Source organism: Streptomyces sp. NPDC048424, from assembly GCF_040651555.1.
GTDB lineage: Bacteria > Actinomycetota > Actinomycetes > Streptomycetales > Streptomycetaceae > Streptomyces.
Map to the genome: position 1 here is coordinate 142,723 of NZ_JBEZKE010000007.1, position 16,405 is coordinate 159,127.

The 16,405-nt window shown below is 72.8% G+C and carries 15 protein-coding genes; 8 read left to right on the forward strand and 7 right to left on the reverse strand.

The genetic code is table 11. The features are described from left to right. Nucleotides 1-65 precede the first annotated feature (65 nt). From AB0D29_RS12760 to AB0D29_RS12770, 3 genes are all read left to right on the forward strand, one after another. Nucleotides 66-755 carry a maleylpyruvate isomerase family mycothiol-dependent enzyme gene (locus tag AB0D29_RS12760; protein ID WP_362853784.1) on the forward strand — a complete coding sequence of 230 codons (690 nt, stop codon included), beginning with the start codon at nucleotides 66-68 and terminating at the stop codon, nucleotides 753-755. Nucleotides 756-764: 9 nt separating this feature from the next. Next, on the forward strand, nucleotides 765-1,421 hold the full coding sequence (locus AB0D29_RS12765; RefSeq protein WP_362853785.1) for an MBL fold metallo-hydrolase: 657 nt from the start codon (nucleotides 765-767) through the stop codon (nucleotides 1,419-1,421). Nucleotides 1,422-1,649: 228 nt separating this feature from the next. Further along, nucleotides 1,650-2,966, forward strand: coding sequence for an MFS transporter (locus AB0D29_RS12770; protein WP_362854027.1), 1,317 nt, complete (start codon nucleotides 1,650-1,652; stop codon nucleotides 2,964-2,966). Between the two features lie 14 nt (nucleotides 2,967-2,980). Here AB0D29_RS12770 and AB0D29_RS12775 read toward each other — a convergent pair whose 3' ends face one another. The 4 genes from AB0D29_RS12775 to uvrB form a co-directional block, all read right to left on the reverse strand. Continuing rightward, entirely contained in the window at nucleotides 2,981-3,964 is a 984-nt protein-coding gene (locus AB0D29_RS12775; protein WP_362853787.1) for a TerC/Alx family metal homeostasis membrane protein, read from the reverse strand. A gap of 238 nt (nucleotides 3,965-4,202) precedes the next feature. Beyond that, the gene (locus tag AB0D29_RS12780) at nucleotides 4,203-6,185 is read right to left on the reverse strand and encodes a TerD family protein (RefSeq protein ID WP_362853789.1); all 1,983 of its coding nucleotides are present in this window, start codon (nucleotides 6,183-6,185) and stop codon (nucleotides 4,203-4,205) included. Nucleotides 6,186-6,241: 56 nt separating this feature from the next. Next, nucleotides 6,242-6,820 carry a TerD family protein gene (locus AB0D29_RS12785; protein ID WP_030720460.1) on the reverse strand — a complete coding sequence of 193 codons (579 nt, stop codon included), beginning with the start codon at nucleotides 6,818-6,820 and terminating at the stop codon, nucleotides 6,242-6,244. An 88-nt stretch (nucleotides 6,821-6,908) separates the two neighbouring features. Then, nucleotides 6,909-9,068 carry an excinuclease ABC subunit UvrB gene (uvrB, locus tag AB0D29_RS12790; RefSeq protein ID WP_362853791.1) on the reverse strand — a complete coding sequence of 720 codons (2,160 nt, stop codon included), beginning with the start codon at nucleotides 9,066-9,068 and terminating at the stop codon, nucleotides 6,909-6,911. Between the two features lie 234 nt (nucleotides 9,069-9,302). Between uvrB and AB0D29_RS12795 the strand changes: the two genes are divergently transcribed. The 3 genes from AB0D29_RS12795 (at nucleotide 9,303) to AB0D29_RS12805 (ending at nucleotide 12,338) form a co-directional block, all read left to right on the forward strand. After that, the gene (locus AB0D29_RS12795) at nucleotides 9,303-10,205 is read left to right on the forward strand and encodes a glycerophosphodiester phosphodiesterase family protein (protein ID WP_362853792.1); all 903 of its coding nucleotides are present in this window, start codon (nucleotides 9,303-9,305) and stop codon (nucleotides 10,203-10,205) included. A 117-nt stretch (nucleotides 10,206-10,322) separates the two neighbouring features. Beyond that, nucleotides 10,323-10,886: a methylated-DNA--[protein]-cysteine S-methyltransferase gene (locus AB0D29_RS12800; RefSeq protein WP_362853794.1), complete on the forward strand. Its 564-nt coding sequence runs from the start codon at nucleotides 10,323-10,325 to the stop codon at nucleotides 10,884-10,886. A gap of 156 nt (nucleotides 10,887-11,042) precedes the next feature. Next, nucleotides 11,043-12,338, forward strand: a complete 1,296-nt coding sequence (locus AB0D29_RS12805; protein ID WP_362853795.1) for an MFS transporter — start codon at nucleotides 11,043-11,045, stop codon at nucleotides 12,336-12,338. Between the two features lie 12 nt (nucleotides 12,339-12,350). Here the strand turns inward: AB0D29_RS12805 and AB0D29_RS12810 are convergent, their stop codons facing one another. Together AB0D29_RS12810 and AB0D29_RS12815 are read right to left on the reverse strand one after the other, a co-directional pair. Beyond that, complete coding sequence (locus AB0D29_RS12810) at nucleotides 12,351-12,719, reverse strand: cupin domain-containing protein (RefSeq protein WP_362853797.1); 369 nt, start codon at nucleotides 12,717-12,719, stop codon at nucleotides 12,351-12,353. A gap of 86 nt (nucleotides 12,720-12,805) precedes the next feature. Further along, entirely contained in the window at nucleotides 12,806-13,582 is a 777-nt protein-coding gene (locus AB0D29_RS12815) for a class I SAM-dependent methyltransferase (RefSeq protein ID WP_362853798.1), read from the reverse strand. 82 nt (nucleotides 13,583-13,664) lie between these two features. On the opposite strand from AB0D29_RS12815, the gene AB0D29_RS12820 reads away from it, so the two are divergent. Both AB0D29_RS12820 and AB0D29_RS12825 read left to right on the forward strand, forming a co-directional pair. After that, nucleotides 13,665-14,609, forward strand: a complete 945-nt coding sequence (locus tag AB0D29_RS12820; protein WP_362853800.1) for a pseudouridine-5'-phosphate glycosidase — start codon at nucleotides 13,665-13,667, stop codon at nucleotides 14,607-14,609. Further along, the gene (locus AB0D29_RS12825) at nucleotides 14,606-15,505 is read left to right on the forward strand and encodes a PfkB family carbohydrate kinase (RefSeq protein WP_362853802.1); all 900 of its coding nucleotides are present in this window, start codon (nucleotides 14,606-14,608) and stop codon (nucleotides 15,503-15,505) included. The genes AB0D29_RS12820 and AB0D29_RS12825 overlap by 4 nt, the downstream gene beginning before the upstream one ends. A 182-nt stretch (nucleotides 15,506-15,687) precedes the next feature. On the opposite strand, the gene AB0D29_RS12830 is transcribed toward AB0D29_RS12825, so the two are convergent. After that, nucleotides 15,688-16,341 (reverse strand): uridine kinase, encoded by a 654-nt coding sequence (locus tag AB0D29_RS12830; RefSeq protein WP_362853803.1) that lies wholly within the window; start codon nucleotides 16,339-16,341, stop codon nucleotides 15,688-15,690. Nucleotides 16,342-16,405: the final 64 nt, after the last annotated feature.

Consider the following 16,405-nt stretch of genomic DNA (forward strand, 5'->3'; position numbering starts at 1 on the left):
CGGCACTCCGAAGACCTCTTCACCCGATCGTGTGGCCGAAGCCCCGGGACCACTAGGCTCGACTCATGACTGATCATGTGCACGACCTGCGATCTGTACGTGAAGCCACGGACCGGCTGCTGACCGCAGTCGCGAAAATGGACAACGCAGCCCTCGCCGAGGAGTCACATCTCCCCGGCTGGACCCGCGGCCACATCCTGGCCCACCTCGCGCGCAACGCCGACGCCCTCGTGAACGTCTTCGAGGGGCGCCCCATGTACGAGAGCGCCGCCGCGCGCGACACGGACATCGCACGCGACGCCGGCCGGCCCCTGGAAGAACACCTCACGGACCTCCGTGATTCCGGGGCCCGCTTCCTCGCCACCACGGAGCCCGACCAGGACTGGTCCCGCACCGTCGAACTGCGCAACGGCATCACCGACCTCGCCGCCAACGTGCCGTTCCGCCGCTGGGTCGAGGTCGACCTGCACCACGTCGACCTGAACATCGGCTACGAGCTCGAAGACCTGCCGGCGGAGTTCACCGACCGCGAGATCACCTTCCTCGCCGACCGCTGGTCCGCGCGTCCGGAAGTGCCGCCGACGGCCCTGACCACCGCCGACGGGCGCACCTGGCGCACCGGCTCCGCCGGGGAGCCGACCGTGACCGTGTCCGGCACCGCCGCCGGGCTGCTGGCCTGGCTGGCCGGCCGCGGCGACAAGGGCGCCTCCCTGACCACCACGGGCGGCCCCCTGCCCGAGCTCCCGCCGCTCTAGGATCAAGGCATGACGTACACCGGAGAGGTCAAGGTCGGCGGTCCGGCCGACGTGCACGAGCTCGCGGACCTGATGATTTCCAAGGTCTCGGTGGGCCCCATGAACAACAACGCGTACCTGCTGCGCTGCCGGGCCACCGACGAGCAGCTGCTCATCGACGCGGCCGCCGAGGCGGACACGCTGCTGAGCCTGATCGGGGACGACGGCATCGCGTCCGTGGTCACCACCCACCGGCACGGCGACCACTGGGGCGCGCTCGCGCCCGTCGTGGAGGCCACCGGAGCGCGGACGTACGCGGGCGCCCTCGACGCGGAGGGCATCCCCGTCGGCACGGACGTCCTGGTCGGCGACGGGGACACGATCAAGGTCGGACGGGTCTCGCTGACCGCCCGCCACCTGGTCGGACACACCCCCGGCTCGATCGCCCTGATCTACGACGACCCGCACGGCCACGCGCACGTGTTCACCGGCGACTGCCTCTTCCCGGGCGGCGTCGGCAACACCCACGACGACCCGAAGGCCTTCGCGAGCCTGATCGACGACGTGCAGCACAAGCTCTTCGAGCAGCTGTCGGACGAGACCTGGGTCTACCCCGGCCACGGCAACGACACCACGCTCGGCGCGGAGCGGCCGCACCTGGCCGAATGGCGCGAGCGCGGCTGGTAGCCGGGGCAACGCGTCAACTTCGGTACGCGGCGCACTCCTTCCGGTCGTTGACGGCCGAACGCACGTCCTCAGGGGCGGGGAACGGGTATTTGGTGCAATATGCACCAGGACCCATCCCCGCCCCTCGCGTCCTCCCCCGTCTCCATTCCCTCCCCCGCATCCCCCGCCGACGCCCGGCCCGCGGAGGCCGAAGCCGAGGCCGAGGCCGACGACTCGACCCGCCCCGGCATGCTGCGGCTCGCCTCGGCCTCGCTCGCCGGGACCGCGATCGAGTTCTACGACTTCTTCGTGTACGGAACGGCCGCCGCCCTCGTGCTCGGCCCGCTCTTCTTCCCCTCCTTCTCCCCGCTCGCCGGGACCCTCGCCGCGTTCGGCACCTTCGGCGTCGGCTTCCTCGCCCGCCCGCTCGGGTCGGCGGTCTTCGGCCACATCGGCGACCGCTACGGCCGGCGCCCGGTGCTCCTCGCCTCCCTGCTCCTCACCGGCCTCGCCACGGTCGCCGTCGGCTGCGTGCCCACGTACGGCTCGATCGGCGTGGCCGCGCCCGTGCTGCTGCTCCTGTTGCGCTTCCTGCAGGGCCTCGGGCTCGGCGGCGAGTGGGGCGGCGCGGTGCTGCTGACCGCCGAGCACGCGCCCGAACGGCGGCGCGGACTGTGGTCGAGCTTCCCGCAGATCGGCCCGCCGGTGGGCTTCCTGCTGGCCAACGGCCTGATGCTGGGGCTGTCCGCGTCGCTGAGCGACGCGCAGTTCACCTCGTGGGGGTGGCGGGTGCCGTTCTGGGCCGCGGGGCTGCTGGCCCTGGCCGGTCTGTGGCTGCGCCGCTCGGTGGAGGAGACCCCGCAGTTCAAGGCACTGACCGAGACCGGGCGGCGGGCCGAGGCACCGCTGGCCGAGGTGTTCCGCGGCCACTGGCGGCTGCTCCTGCTGACCGGCGGGGCGCTGGCCGTGGCCTACGCCGTCTTCTACGCGGTCACCACCTGGGCCCTCGCGTACGCCACCGAGCGCCTCGGCCTGGGCCGGACGGTGGTGCTGGCCTGCATCATGGGCGCCGTGGCGCTGATGGGCCTGGTGACCCCGCTGGTGGCGGTGCTCGGCGACCGGTACGGCCGCAGGCCGCTGTGCCTGGCCGGGTGCACCGCCTGCGCCCTGCTGATGTTCCCGCTGGTGGCGCTGCTCGGTACGGCCGACCCGCTGCTGATGACGCTGGGCTTCGCGGCGGCGCTGCTGGGCATGGTGACGATGTTCGCGGTGATGGGTGCGTACCTGCCGGAGCTGTACGCCCCGCGCATCCGCTGCACCGGCGCGGCCGTCGGCTACAACCTGGGCGGGGTGCTGGGCGGGGCGCTCACCCCGATCGTGGCGACGGCGCTGGCGGACGGCCCGGGTCCGCCGTGGGGCGTCGCGGTGTACCTGACCGGGATCGCCCTGCTCAGTCTGGGCTGCTTCGCGCTGCTGCCGGAGACCAGCCCGCTGGCCGTACGGGCAGGATCGGGCGCCGGCAGGGAAACGGAGGCGGGGGCGGCCGAAGCGGCCGCCCCCGCGTAGCTCCGTGGCCGCGGTTACGCGTCGATGCTCTCCTGGCGGGCGGCGGCCTCGGCCGCCGCCTGCTTCTTCGAGGCCATCAGGCTGGTGATCGTGGTGATGACCAGGACACCGCAGATGACGCCCAGGGAGACCGGGATCGAGATCACCGGGACGTGCACCCCGTTCTCGTGCAGGGCGTGCAGCACCAGCTTGATCCCGATGAAGCCCAGGATGATCGACAGGCCGTAGCTGAGGTGGACCAGCTTCTTCAGCAGGCCGCCGATGAGGAAGTACAGCTGGCGCAGGCCCATCAGGGCGAAGGCGTTGGCGGTGAAGACGATGTACGGGTCCTGGGTGAGGCCGAAGATCGCGGGGATCGAGTCCAGGGCGAACAGCACGTCGGTGGTGCCGATGGCGAGCATGACGACCATCAGCGGGGTCAGCACGCGCTTGCCGTTGTTGACGATGAAGAGCTTGGTGCCGTGGTACTGGTCGGCCACGCCGAACTTCTTCTCGACGGACTTGAGGAGGCGGTTCTCCTCGAACTCCTCGTCGTCCTCGTCCTTGCGGGCTTCCTGGATCAGCTTCCACGCGGTGTAGATCAGGAACGCGCCGAAGATGTAGAAGACCCACGAGAAGCTGGCGATGATCGCGGCGCCGGCGGCGATGAAGACCGCGCGCAGGACCAGGGCGATCAGTACGCCGATGAGCAGCACGCGCTGCTGGAGGTGGGACGGCACCGCGAACTTCGCCATGATCAGGACGAAGACGAAGAGGTTGTCGACGCTCAGCGACTTCTCGGTGATGAAGCCGGCGAAGAACTCCTGGGACGCCTGGGGGTTGCCGAAGAACCACAGGCCGAGGCCGAAGAGTGCGGCGAGGACGATCCACACGACCGTCCAGGTGCCGGCTTCCTTGATCGACACGTCGTGCGGTTTGCGGCCGATGAAGAAATCGGCACCGATGAGGAGGGACAGACCGAGGATGGTCGCGGCCCACAGGGCCCAGGAAACTTCCATGGTGAACACGCCTCCGGCGGATGGCTCAGGACTACGTCAGCGTCATCGCTGCCGGAGGTCTCTTCCACCCGGGCGGCCAGGAGGCCGTGGGCCGACGCCCCGGGACCGACCGCGCTCACATCACCGCAGTGGTCCGTATTGACGGGTACGCCGTAGCAGGAAAGCAGGAATACTCCCCTCCGCACACACGAGCATACCCATCAAGGGCCGAAAAGGTAAAGGGAATGCCAAGTGATGGTCACGGGCGGGTAGTGCGCCGCGCCTCCGCCACCCGGTCCAAGGCCTGTTCGAGGACCCGGCTGCCCTGCGGCGGAAGGTCCGGTTCGAAGGTCCAGGCGTGGTGGACCCAGGGATCGGCGAGGTGGCTGTCCGGGACCGGCGACAGCCGCATCAGCGAGCGCCACAGCGGATCCAGCAGCGGCCCGTAGGCCGAGGCCTCGTCGCGGTCGGCGACCATCAGCAGGTGCACGCCGACCGCCGGGCCCTCGTCGGCGAGGTACCGCAGCTGGGTGACGGCGCGGTCGTCGAAACCGTGCGGGAAGTCGTGCACGACCAGCAGCTGCTCGGCCGTGTCCACGTCCGGGGGCAGGTCCTCGGGCGCGCCGGCCCGCAGCGCCATCTGTACGAGGTCCACCCGCCGGGTGAGGCGCGCCAGCGTCTCGGTGACCCCGTGGGCCCCCGCGGCGGGCGGTCCGGCCAGCACCCCGGCGCGGACGAGGGGCGCCAGGGAGGCGGTGCCCGCCCCGGCCGCGTCGATGACGTGGACGGAGAACCGGTCGGCGGGGTGGACCGCGAGCAGCCGCACCGCGTGCGCGACGGCCATGTCCATGGCGGCCCGGCGCAGCCGGTCGGTGTCCATGGCCATCGCGGCCTCGGAACCGGTACGGCCGTTGTCGATCCAGATCCCGCGCTCCAGCGGGACCCTCATCAGCATGGGGATCCGCAGGTCGGGGCGCTCGGGCAGGGAGAGGTCGCCCAGGCGCAGCGCCAGCGGGTTCTCCTCGGGCGGCGCGGTCGCCCGGCTGTCGTGCCAGACCGGGTTGCCCCAGCGGGCGTACGCGGCCGGCAGCGCGGGCTCGACCACCTCCGACTCGGCGATCAGCTGGGCGAGGTCCCGGTCGAGGACGGCCTGGGCCTGGGCGACGAGCTCCTCGCGGCGGGCCCGGGCGGTGTCGCGGGCGGCGCCGCCGGAGCCGCCGAGGCGGTGGCGCGGGTCGGAGAGGGCCTCGTCGAGCTCGCGGTCCATGCGGGAGTCGGCGAATTCCACGGCGCTGCGGTAGGCGGCCACCGTGCGGGCCAGGTCCTCGAACATGCCCCAGACCTGGTTGTAGAGGCGCTCCTCCATGGACCAGCCGCTGGCGTCCCCGGCGACCGGCCGCGGCGGCTGTCCGGGCTCCTGCGCCGCGGCGGCCCGCGGCGCCGGCTCGGGCGGCTCGGTGCTGGTGCGGCGGCGCCGCGGGTGCGCGTAGTTGATGGTGGGCGGCGAGCCCCCGGTGTCGCCGGCGGGCGCGGGCCCGGGCGTACCGGCGTACGGGACCCCGGAGACGGGGATCGGGTCGGGCGGCTCGGGGGCGGCCGCGGGGCCCTGGGCGGGGTTCTGGTCCGGGGTCTGCGGGGCGCGCAGGTCACCGGCCAGGGTCCGCAGGGCCGCGAGCGTGGCGTCGCCCTGCGCGGCCGGGGCGGCCGTGCGCAGCGCGGCGGCGGCCAGGGCGGCGGCGTCCGCCGCGGGCAGTCCGCCGTCGGTCAGCAGGGCGCCGAGGCCGTCGGCGTAGCCCTGGCCCACGGCGCGGACCTTCCAGGCGCCCTGGCGCCGGTACAGCTCCAAGGCGACGACGGCGGTCTCGGCGTCCAGCCCGGTCAGGGTGTAGCCGGCCAGCTCGGCGCCCGCCGGGTCGGCCACGGCCACGTGGGAGGCCGGGACGGAGCCGAAGCGCGCCGGGCCGCCGGGCGGCAGGACGAGCAGCACGCCGACCCGGTGGACGTCCGCCGCGACCGCGTCGAGGTCGACGGCGAAGGTGTGCCGGTCGGCGAGCTCCCCGGGCGCCTGCACGCCGGGGAGGGACCTGGCCCCCGGGTGGGCCAGTACCGCGTCGCCGGCGAACCGGCCCTGTTCGTCGGCGAGCGAGGCCAGGGCGAGCACGGCTGTGCCCGCCGAGACCCTGATCTCCACCCGGCTGTGGGACACGGGGTGGTTCTGCCCCCGGACCAGTTCGGCCGTCATCGTGCAGCCCCTCCCCCGTGCCTTCTTCTCTCGTGCCTTCGTCTCGTCCGGTACTGCTACAGGTGCGGCAGGATCGCCGGCATGAGGTCCTGGAAGGTGCGGCCGTTGGCCGGGTTTCCGAGGGCCGTCATCTGCCAGCCGGCGCCCACGCGGGACACCTTCGCCATGATCTGCGCGGTGTACTGACCGCCGCCGTCGAGGGTGTAGCGGGCCAGCTCCTGGCCGTTGGTCTCGTCGACGATGCGGCAGAACGCGTTCTGCACCTCCTGGAACGTCTGGCCGGTGAAGGAGTTCACCGTGAAGACGATCTGGTCGATGTGGACCGGCACGCGCTGGAGGTCGACGAGGATCGCCTCGTCGTCCCCGCCCTGGCCGACGCCGCCGACGAGGTTGTCACCGGTGTGCCGGACGGAGCCGTCGTCGCTCTGCAGGTGACGGAAGAACACGACGTCCACCGGCTGCTTGTCGGCGAAGAGCACGGCCGAGGCGTCGAGGTCGATCTCCCGCGTCCGCGAGCCGAACAGTCCGCGGCGCTTCGCCGCCTGCCAGCCGAGGCCCATCCGGACCGCGGTCAGCGTGCCCCCGTCCGCCTTCTGCAGACTGATGGCCTGACCCTTGGTCATATTGACCGTCACGTGCTGTCCCCTCTCCATGGCCCGCCCCATTAACGGGCGCGCAGGGTGTACCTGCGGCTGTGATTCAACCCTACTGACCCGCTCCGGGTCAGGCGAGGCCCGCTTCCTTCATCTGCCGCAACTCCTTCTTCAGCTCGCCCACCTCGTCCCGGATCCGGGCCGCGACCTCGAACTGCAGCTCCGCGGCCGCCCCGCGCATGCGTTCGGTCATCTGCTCGATGAGCGCGGCCAGCTCCTCGGCGGGCCGGTCGGTGAGCACCTCGGCGCCCTTGGCCGCCTTGGCCCCCTTCGCGCCCTTGCCGCCCGCCTTGGCCTGGGCGGCGGCCCGGCCGCCGAGCGCCGGCACCGGCGCCTTGGCCCCCTTGCCGTCCTTCCCCTGCCGGTATCCGGTGCCGAGGAGCTGCTCGGTGTCGAGTTCCTCGCGGGCGATCGTGGCGACGATGTCGTTGATCTTCTTGCGCAGCGGCTGCGGGTCGATGCCGTTCGCCGTGTTGTAGGCGATCTGCTTCTCCCGGCGCCGGTTGGTCTCGTCGATGGCCTTCTCCATCGCCGGGGTCATCTTGTCCGCGTACATGTGGACCTGGCCCGAGACGTTGCGCGCCGCGCGGCCGATGGTCTGGATCAGAGAGGTCCCGGAGCGCAGGAAGCCCTCCTTGTCGGCGTCGAGGATCGCCACCAGGGACACCTCGGGCAGGTCGAGGCCCTCACGGAGCAGGTTGATGCCGACCAGGACGTCGTACTCGCCGGCCCGCAGCTCGCGCAGCAGCTCGATGCGGCGCAGGGTGTCCACGTCGCTGTGCAGGTAGCGGACCTGGATGCCGAGCTCCAGGAAGTAGTCGGTGAGGTCCTCGGCCATCTTCTTGGTGAGGGTGGTGACCAGGATCCGCTCGTCCTTCTCCACCCGCTGCCGGATCTCGTGGACCAGGTCGTCGATCTGTCCCTCGGTGGGCTTGACCACGACCTCGGGGTCGATGAGGCCGGTGGGGCGGATGATCTGCTCGACGAAGCCGTCTCCGCGCGAGAGCTCGTACTTTCCGGGGGTCGCGGACAGGTAGACGGTCTGGCCGATGCGCTCCTGGAACTCCTCCCACTTCAGCGGACGGTTGTCGAGGGCGGACGGCAGCCGGAAGCCGTGGTCGACCAGGGTCCGCTTGCGGGAGGCGTCGCCCTCGTACATGGCGCCGATCTGCGGCACGGTCACGTGCGACTCGTCGATGACCAGGAGGAAGTCCTCCGGGAAGTAGTCGATGAGGGTGTTCGGCGCGGAGCCGCGCTCGCGGTCGTCCATGTGCAGCGAGTAGTTCTCGATGCCGGAGCAGGACCCGATCTGCCGCATCATCTCCAGGTCGTACGTGGTGCGCATGCGCAGCCGCTGCGCCTCCAGCATCTTGCCCTGCTTCTCCAGCTCGGCGAGGCGCTCGGCCAGCTCGGCCTCGATGCCGTTGATCGCCTTCTCCATGCGCTCGGGGCCGGCGACGTAGTGGCTGGCGGGGAAGACGTACAGCTCGCGGTCCTCGCTGATGACCTCGCCGGTCAGCGGGTGGAGGGTGGAGAGGGCCTCGATCTCGTCGCCGAACATCTCGATCCGGACGGCCAGTTCCTCGTAGACCGGGAAGATCTCGATGGTGTCGCCGCGCACCCGGAAGGTGCCGCGGGTGAAGGCCACGTCGTTGCGCGTGTACTGGATGTCGACGAAGCGGCGCAGCAGCTGGTCCCGGTCGATCTCCTCGCCGACCTTGAGGGAGACCATCCGGTCGACGTACTCCTGCGGGGTGCCGAGGCCGTAGATGCAGGACACGGAGGCGACGACGATCACGTCGCGCCGGGTCAGCAGCGAGTTGGTCGCCGAGTGGCGCAGCCGCTCCACCTCCTCGTTGATCGAGGAGTCCTTCTCGATGTACGTGTCCGACTGCGGTACGTACGCCTCGGGCTGGTAGTAGTCGTAGTACGAGACGAAGTACTCGACGGCGTTGTTCGGCAGGAGCTCGCGGAACTCGTTCGCCAGCTGGGCGGCGAGCGTCTTGTTCGGCGCCATGACCAGGGTGGGGCGCTGAAGCTTCTCGATCATCCAGGCGGTGGTCGCCGACTTGCCGGTGCCGGTCGCACCCAGCAGGACGACATCCTTCTCACCTGCGCGGATGCGCTTCTCCAGGTCGGCGATGGCCGCCGGCTGGTCGCCGCTGGGCTGGTACGGGCTGACGACCTCGAAAGGCGCCACCGTGCGTTCGATCTTCGATACGGGCCGCATGAGTCAACCGTACGACCCCCCACTGACACTCACGCATCCCCGCCGGGCAGCGGCGCGCTCCGGCGGCTCCGGACGCCCGGCGGCCCCGTCATTCGCTCTGGTCCGTTTGTCGTAGTTCGGTGGCGGCTCGGTGATCTTCAACCCCATGATCGCCGTGAAGTGCATCGCCACAACGTCTGCCGCTCCGCACCAGTCTGACGCAGGAACAGGGCTCACGACCCGAGGAGAACGCACATGTACGTCCGACCCGCCGCCGCGGCCGCCGCCGCATTCCTGGGCTTCACCCTCACGCTGCTGGGCGGGACGGCCTCGTACGCCGCCACCGGCCCCGGCTCCGCCACCGACCGGGCGGCGCTGGGGGAACCCGTCGTGTACGCCCACCGGGGGGCCTCGGCGTACGCCCCGGAGAACACCCTGGCCGCGATCGACCTGGCCATGCGGCTGGGCTTCGACTGGGTCGAGAACGACGTGCAGCGCACCAGGGACGGCGAGCTGGTGGTGATCCACGACGACACCCTGGCCCGGACCACGAACGTCGAGCAGGTGTTCCCGGGCCGCTCCCCCTGGAAGGTCAAGGACTTCACGGCGGCCGAGATCGCCCGGCTGGACGCGGGCAGCTGGTTCGGCGAGGAGTACGCGGGCGCCCGCGTGCCGACCCTGCGCCAGTACCTCGGCCGGGTCCAGCGCAACCAGCAGAAACTGCTGCTGGAGATCAAGAAGCCGGAGCTCTACCCGGGGATCGAGGAGCAGACCCTGAAGGTGCTGGACGAGGCCGGCTGGCTCGACGAGCGGCACGTGAGCCAGCGCCTGGTCGTGCAGAGCTTCAGCGCCGACAGCGTGCGGATCGTGCACCGGCTGCGCCCTGACCTGCTGACGGCCTTCCTGGGCACCCCCACCGTGGCGGACCTGCCGGTGTACGCGGAGTTCACCGACCGGATCAACCCGTGGCACACCACGATCTCGGCCGACTGGGTCGCGGCGGTGCACGGCCTGCTGGGGGCCCACGGCAAGGCCATGGAGGTGGACACCTGGATCGTGGACGACGCGGCGACCGCGCGGAAGGTCCAGGACATGGGCGTGGACGGGATCATCACCAACGCCCCGGACGTGGTGCAGGAGGCGGTAGACGGGTTCTGAGCCGGCCGCCGTGCCACGGCGGGCGTGGGTGATGCGGGCGATGCGGATGATGTGGGTGATGCGGGCGATGTGACCGAAGCGGCCGGCGTTGTCAGGGGGGAGCCGTACGGTGGAGGCGTGGACACCACCGAGCGGCCCCGCGGGCCGCACCTCGAATGGACCGTCGTCGCCAGCGACATCGGCCCCCTGCTCCTGGCCGCGACCCCGGAGGGTCTGGTCCGGGTCGAGTTCCATGCCACCCCGGACCGGGTCGAGAAGATGATCGGCCCGCTCGTCTCCCGGCTGGGCGCCGACGCCCGCCGTCCCGCGCCGGGCGAGGAGGTCCTGCTGGCCGAGCCCATACGCCAGCTCACGGCGTACTTCGCCGGCACGCTGCGGCGCTTCGAGCTGCCGCTGGACTGGCGCCTCAGCTCCGGTTTCAACCGGCAGGTGCTCCAGGAGCTGGACCGTACCGTGCCGTACGGATCCGTCGTCGGCTACGGGGAACTGGCCGCCCGCGCCGGACAGCCCGGCGCCGCCCAGGCCGTGGGCAACGCCATGGGCTCGAATCCGCTGCCGCTGGTGGTGGCCTGCCACCGGGTCGTGGAGAACGACGGGGGCATCGGGGGGTTCGGCGGCGGGGTGGAGGCCAAACGGCAGCTGCTCGCACTGGAGGGCGTGCTTCCGCAGCCGCTGTTCTGAGGGAGGTCCTGACCTGCGGGCCGGCCGGTACGCAGGGACGGTTCCGCCGGAGCGTAAGGGGTGGCACACTGCGGCGGTGACTACTGCCGCCGCCGCACCCGGCTCCTCCGCGCCCTCCGGGCCCCGCGTCACGCACCCGCGGAAGCGGGGTGCGGCATGACGGCCTCCCCCGGCACGGACCGGCCGGCTCCGCCGCTCGGCCTCCCGGACGTGGCCCGGCTGCAGCGGCGCACCTCCCGGGTCCTCATCGCCGGCCAGATCCTCGGCGGCCTCGGCGTGCCCATCAGCATCGCCCTGGCCCCGGTGCTCGCCACCGAGATCAGCGGCACCGAGGCGATGTCCGGCCTCGCCTCCACCGCCGCGGTGATCGGCACCGCCCTGGTCTCGCTGCCGCTCGCCGCCCTGATGACCGCGCGCGGCCGCCGCCCCGGCCTGGTCCTCGCCTACGCGATCGGCGCCGTCGGAGCGGGACTGGTCGTCCTCGCCGCGACGATCCGGAACTTCCCGCTGCTGCTGCTCGGCATGGCCGCCTTCGGCGCCGCCTCCTCCGCCAACCTGCAGGCCCGGTTCGCCGCCGCGGACCTCGCCGCGCCGGACCGGCGGGCCCGGGCGATCTCCGTCGTCGTGTGGGCGTCCACCCTCGGCGCGGTGCTCGGCCCCAACCTCTCCGCGCCGGCCAGCCGCAGCTTCGCCGGGACCGCGATACCCGAGACGGCGGGGCCCTTCGTGTGGGCCGCCGTCGTCTTCCTGCTCACCGGCACGCTGATCGGCGTACTCCTGCGCCCCGACCCGCTGCTGACGGCCCGGGCGCTCGCCGCTCCGGCGGAGCAGACCCGCGAGGGCCGCTCGCTGCGCGCCGGGTTCGCGGCCGTCAAGGCCTCCCCGCGGGCCCGCCTGGCGCTCGTCACCGTCGCCGTGTCGCACACCGTCATGGTCTCGATCATGGTGATGACCCCGATGGACCTGGGCCACCACGGCGCCGGCCTGGAGCTCATCGGGTTGGTCATCAGCATTCACATCGCGGGCATGTTCGCCTTCTCCCCGCTGATGGGATGGCTCGCGGACCGGCTCGGACGGCTGTCCGTGATCGGCCTGGCCGCCGGCCTCCTGTCGGTCGCCGCGCTGCTCGCCGGGACGGCCGGGCCCAGCCACGGCCGGAGCGTGCTCGGGCTCTTCCTGCTCGGGCTCGGCTGGTCCGCCGGGATGGTGTCCGGTTCGGCCCTGCTGACCGACTCGGTGCCGCAGCCCGCGCGGGCCGCCGTACAGGGCCTGAGCGACCTCACGATGAACGCGGCCGCGGGGGTGGGCGGCGCGGCCGCCGGCCTGGTCATGTCCCAGGCGGGCTACGGCTGGCTGAACGCCGTCGGCGCCGCGCTGCTGCTGCCGATGGCGGCGCTCGCCCTGTTCACCGCGCGCCGCCACCCCGTCGCCGCGAAGGGCGCCACCGGCTGAGGGGCCCCGGCCTCAGTAGCTGATGTGATAGGCCTTGCGGAGCGTCTCGTGCACGGTCCAGGTGGTCTTGTCGCCCTCGCGCAGGACGCAGGCGGAGCCGGGGCCCACCTCCAGGGTCTCGCCGCCCTCGACCTCGACGGTGGCGCGGCCGCTGACCACCACGAACAGCTCGTTGGCCTCGGTGTCGGTGACCACGCCCGGGGTGATCTGCCAGATCCCGCGCACCTGGCTGCCGTCCGGCGACTCCCAGAGCACCTTGCCCGTCACGACGGGCTCCCCGGAGACGATCTGGTCGGGGTCGAGGTCCTCGGGCTCCAGTTCCACGTCCGCGACGGAGACGGAGAAGGAGGCGGGGGCGGCGGAGTGATCAATGGTGCTCATGGCGCGCCAGCCTAGACCGGCCGGCCCCCGCGGCGCGGTGACCACAGCGTCCAGGAACGGCCGGGCCCACGAGTCACCCTGTCCAGTCAGCCGGAACCGGGCGGCGGACGGTTGGCGGTGAGGACCGGCTGGTGGAACCCGGTGTCCGCCGGCGCGTGCCAGATCGGGTCGCGCAGGCCGACCTCCCGGGCGAACTCGGCGGTCCGCTCCTGCGGCAGTGCCCAGTACGTCACGCTCGACGTCCGCGTGGTCCAGGTGTCGCCGGTCGGCAGCAGCTGGAAGAGCTCCAGGTCGTAGCGTTCCCCGTCCGCGTGCCAGTGCCACAGCTGGAAGGTGATGGTCCGCCCCTCGGGGCCGGTGCGCACGTGCGGTGCCTCGCTCTGCGGGCGGGACCGGCGCAGTTCCCCGTACGGGCGGGTGGAGAGCAGCAGCAGTCCGCCCGGGCGCAGGACCCGCCGGGTTTCGGCCAGCGCGGCGCGCACGTCCGGAGCGGTGAGCAGGTGCGGCAGCGCGTTGTCGGCGCAGACCACGGCGTCGAAGGAGGCGTCCGCGAAGGGCAGGGCCCGCATGTCGGCGGCCGCGACGGGCAGGTCGAGTCCCCGGCCGGCTGCCTCCCGGGCGGCGCGGGCCGCGGAGGCGGGGCTCAGATCGGTCCCGGTGACCCGGTGGCCCAGGGCCGCGAGGCCCAGCGCCTGGGTGCCGATGCCGCAGGCGTTGTCGAGGACGGTGTGCGGTCCGGGGCCCAGCGCGGTGGTGAGGAGGGTGTCGAGGGCCCGGCCCTGCCGGGCGACGGAGGCGTTCCAGTCCGCGTACAGGAGGTCGTAGCGGTCGGCCAGCTCGTCGTAGAACCCGCGCGTGTCCATGGGGGAACGCTACTCGGACAGGTTGGGACGGGTGTGGCGGGAGTGCGTTTGGGGGCGTCAATCCCGTGCCATGGATGGGGACATGTCACAGCACACAGCAACTGCACCCTTGTCGGACGGACCGGTCCTGTCGGAAGAGGTACGCGACGCGCTCGTCCGGGGCAAGCCCGTGGTGGCCCTGGAGTCGACCATCCTCGCGCACGGCCTGCCCCGCCCCCGCAACCTGGCCGTGGGACTCGAACTGGAGGCGCTGGTCCGCGCGGAGGGTGCGGTTCCGGCGACGGTGGCGGTCGTGGACGGCGTGCCGTACGCGGGCCTGGACAAGGCCCAGCTGGAGCGGATCGCGGGCGGCGACGGCGTGCGCAAGCTCGGCCACCGGGACCTGGCCCCCGCGCTGGCGGCGCGGGCGACCGGCGCGACGACGGTGTCCGCGACGGCTTTCCTGGCCGCGCGGGCGGGCCTGCGGGTCTTCGCCACGGGCGGGCTGGGCGGCGTACACCGGGAGTGGGCGCAGACGCAGGACGAGTCGGCGGACCTCGCGCTGCTGGCGCGGACGCGGATCACGGTGGTGTGCGCGGGGGTGAAGTCGATCCTGGACGTGCCGGCCACGCTGCAGCGGCTGGAAACGCTGGGGGTCGGGGTGCTCGGGTACGGGACCGACCGCTTCCCGGGGTTCTACCTGGCCGATTCCGGCGAACCGGTGGACTGGACGGTGCACCGGCCCGAGGAGGTCGCGGCGGTGATGGCCGCTCAGGACGCGCTGGGCGGAACGGAGTCGGCGCTGCTGGTGGCCAATCCGGTGGCCGAGGCGGAGCAGCTGGACCCGGAGCTGCACGACCGGGTGCTGGCGGAGGCGCTCGCGGAATGCCGCGAACGGGGGATCACGGGGCAGGCGGTGACACCGTTCCTGCTGGGGTTCCTGGTGCGGGCCACCGATGGCGCCTCGCTGGAGGCCAACCTGGCGGCGGTACGCGGCAACGTGCGGCTCGGAGCCCGGATCGCGGGGGCCTGGGCGGCCCGGGCATGAGCGCGCCGGGAGCGCTGGTCGTCGTCGGGGACGTGGTGACGGACGTGGTGGCGATACACCCGGAACCGCTCGCCCCGGCCACGGACACGGCCGCCCGCATCCGCACCCTGCCGGGCGGCGCCGGAGCCAACGCCGCCTGCTGGGCGGCCCGTACGGGGACCGCGGAGGTGCGCCTCCTGGCGCGGGTGGGCAGCGAGTCGGCGCGGTGGCACGAACGCGCGCTGGTGGACGCGGGGGTGCGGCCGCGGCTGGTGATCGACCCGGAGGAGCCGACCGGGACGGTGGTCGCACTGGTCGGCAAGGACGCGGAACGCACGTTCCTGACCGACAGCGGGGCCTCGCTGCGGCTGTGCCCCGCCGACTGGGCCCCGTCGCTGCTGGACGGGGCGGCCCACCTCCACCTGTCCGGCTACCTGTTCTTCGCCGACAGCAGCCGGGAGCTCGCCCTGGTCGCGCTGCGGGCGGCCCGGACCCGGGGGGTGCCGGTGAGCGTGGACCCCGCCTCGGCCGGATTCCTGGCCGCCCTGGGCCCGCGGCGCTTCCTGGACTCGGTGGCGGGGGCGGAGGTCCTGCTGCCCAACGAGGACGAGGCCCGGCTGCTGGCCGGGCTGCCGGAGCCGGCCGGGGTGGCCCGCGCGGCGGTGGAGCTCAGCCGGCGGATACCGCTGGTGGTGGTGACGTTGGGCTCGGCCGGCGCGCTGGTCGCCGAGCACGGCCGGATCACCGCCGAGGTCGCCGCCGAGCCGGCCGAGGCGGTGGACTCCACGGGCGCCGGAGACGCCTTCACCGGCGGCTTCCTCGCCGCCCGCCTCCAGGGCGCGGACCCCACGGAAGCCACCCGAGCCGGCTGCCGCACCGCCGCCCTCTCGGTAACCCGCCCGGGCGGCCGCCCGTAGCCACGAGCCCCTTCCGGCCCCGCCGGGCCACTCCAGCCCCGCCGGCGTTTGAGGCGGGGGGGTCCCCGGACGGAGTCTGGGGGAGGGTCCGGGGCGGAGCCCCGATCTTTCAGCCCCGCCGGCGTTTGAGGCGCGGGGGCGCGGGGGCAGCGCCCCCGGAAGGACACCGCCCCGCGCCCACGTCACCGGCCGCGGCCCCGAACCCCCGTCCACGCCGGATGCCTGGAATCGTCGGCCCGCACCACCACGTCGGCGCCGGCCCCCGGGTCCACCTCCGCCTCGTACCGCGCGAACGCCGCCACCGTCCACCGCTCCGACTCCTGCGTCCGACGGCCCAGCGCCCCCGGCGACAGCCGGATGTGGACGCTCAGGTCGAAGGGGAACCACTGCCCGAGCAGCAGCGGACCGTGCACCAGCAGCACCCCTCCGGGCGGGAGTTCGACGTACGGGCTGCGCGTCGCCCTGTCGGTCACCGGGTTCCACAGGTCCGGCAGCACCCGCCCGCTCCCGCCGGGGTCCGTCGGGCCGAACACCTCCCGCCAGAGCGCGGACGTGTCGTACCAGCCGCCGAGGTACTGGTCCACGTCCTGCCGCCCGAACTCGAAGCGCAGGGAGGCGGGCCGCAGGAACCCGTCGGCCCCCACCACCAGCACCGCCCGTCCGCGCCTGCGCAACGCCTCCGCGAGCTCCTCCGCGAGCACGCCGGTCCCGGCGGCCGGCGCGCCGTCGATACCCACCCGTTGCCAACTGACCTGCTCAGGCAGGTTTTCAGGGTCGTCCAGGTGACCGGCGAGCCGCTCGGCCATCCGCTGCCATGTGATCGCTTCCCACTTCACCGGCCCATTGTCAGTGGTGGGACTTAGCGTTTTTCACGAGGGATCACCGGCGGAAACGGAGCCG

Bases quoted from the DNA above. Each gene is read 5' to 3' on its own strand.
- AB0D29_RS12810 (WP_362853797.1), bottom strand. From the start codon at position 12,719: ATGAGCACCATTGATCACTCCGCCGCCCCCGCCTCCTTCTCCGTCTCC.
- AB0D29_RS12795 (WP_362853792.1), top strand. From the start codon at position 9,303: ATGTACGTCCGACCCGCCGCCGCGGCCGCCGCCGCATTCCTGGGCTTC.
- AB0D29_RS12825 (WP_362853802.1), top strand. From the start codon at position 14,606: ATGAGCGCGCCGGGAGCGCTGGTCGTCGTCGGGGACGTGGTGACGGAC.
- AB0D29_RS12815 (WP_362853798.1), bottom strand. From the start codon at position 13,582: ATGGACACGCGCGGGTTCTACGACGAGCTGGCCGACCGCTACGACCTC.
- AB0D29_RS12805 (WP_362853795.1), top strand. From the start codon at position 11,043: ATGACGGCCTCCCCCGGCACGGACCGGCCGGCTCCGCCGCTCGGCCTC.
- uvrB (WP_362853791.1), bottom strand. From the start codon at position 9,068: ATGCGGCCCGTATCGAAGATCGAACGCACGGTGGCGCCTTTCGAGGTC.
- AB0D29_RS12765 (WP_362853785.1), top strand. From the start codon at position 765: ATGACGTACACCGGAGAGGTCAAGGTCGGCGGTCCGGCCGACGTGCAC.
- AB0D29_RS12770 (WP_362854027.1), top strand. From the start codon at position 1,650: ATGCTGCGGCTCGCCTCGGCCTCGCTCGCCGGGACCGCGATCGAGTTC.
- AB0D29_RS12775 (WP_362853787.1), bottom strand. From the start codon at position 3,964: ATGGAAGTTTCCTGGGCCCTGTGGGCCGCGACCATCCTCGGTCTGTCC.
- AB0D29_RS12820 (WP_362853800.1), top strand. From the start codon at position 13,665: ATGTCACAGCACACAGCAACTGCACCCTTGTCGGACGGACCGGTCCTG.
- AB0D29_RS12780 (WP_362853789.1), bottom strand. From the start codon at position 6,185: ATGACGGCCGAACTGGTCCGGGGGCAGAACCACCCCGTGTCCCACAGC.
- AB0D29_RS12760 (WP_362853784.1), top strand. From the start codon at position 66: ATGACTGATCATGTGCACGACCTGCGATCTGTACGTGAAGCCACGGAC.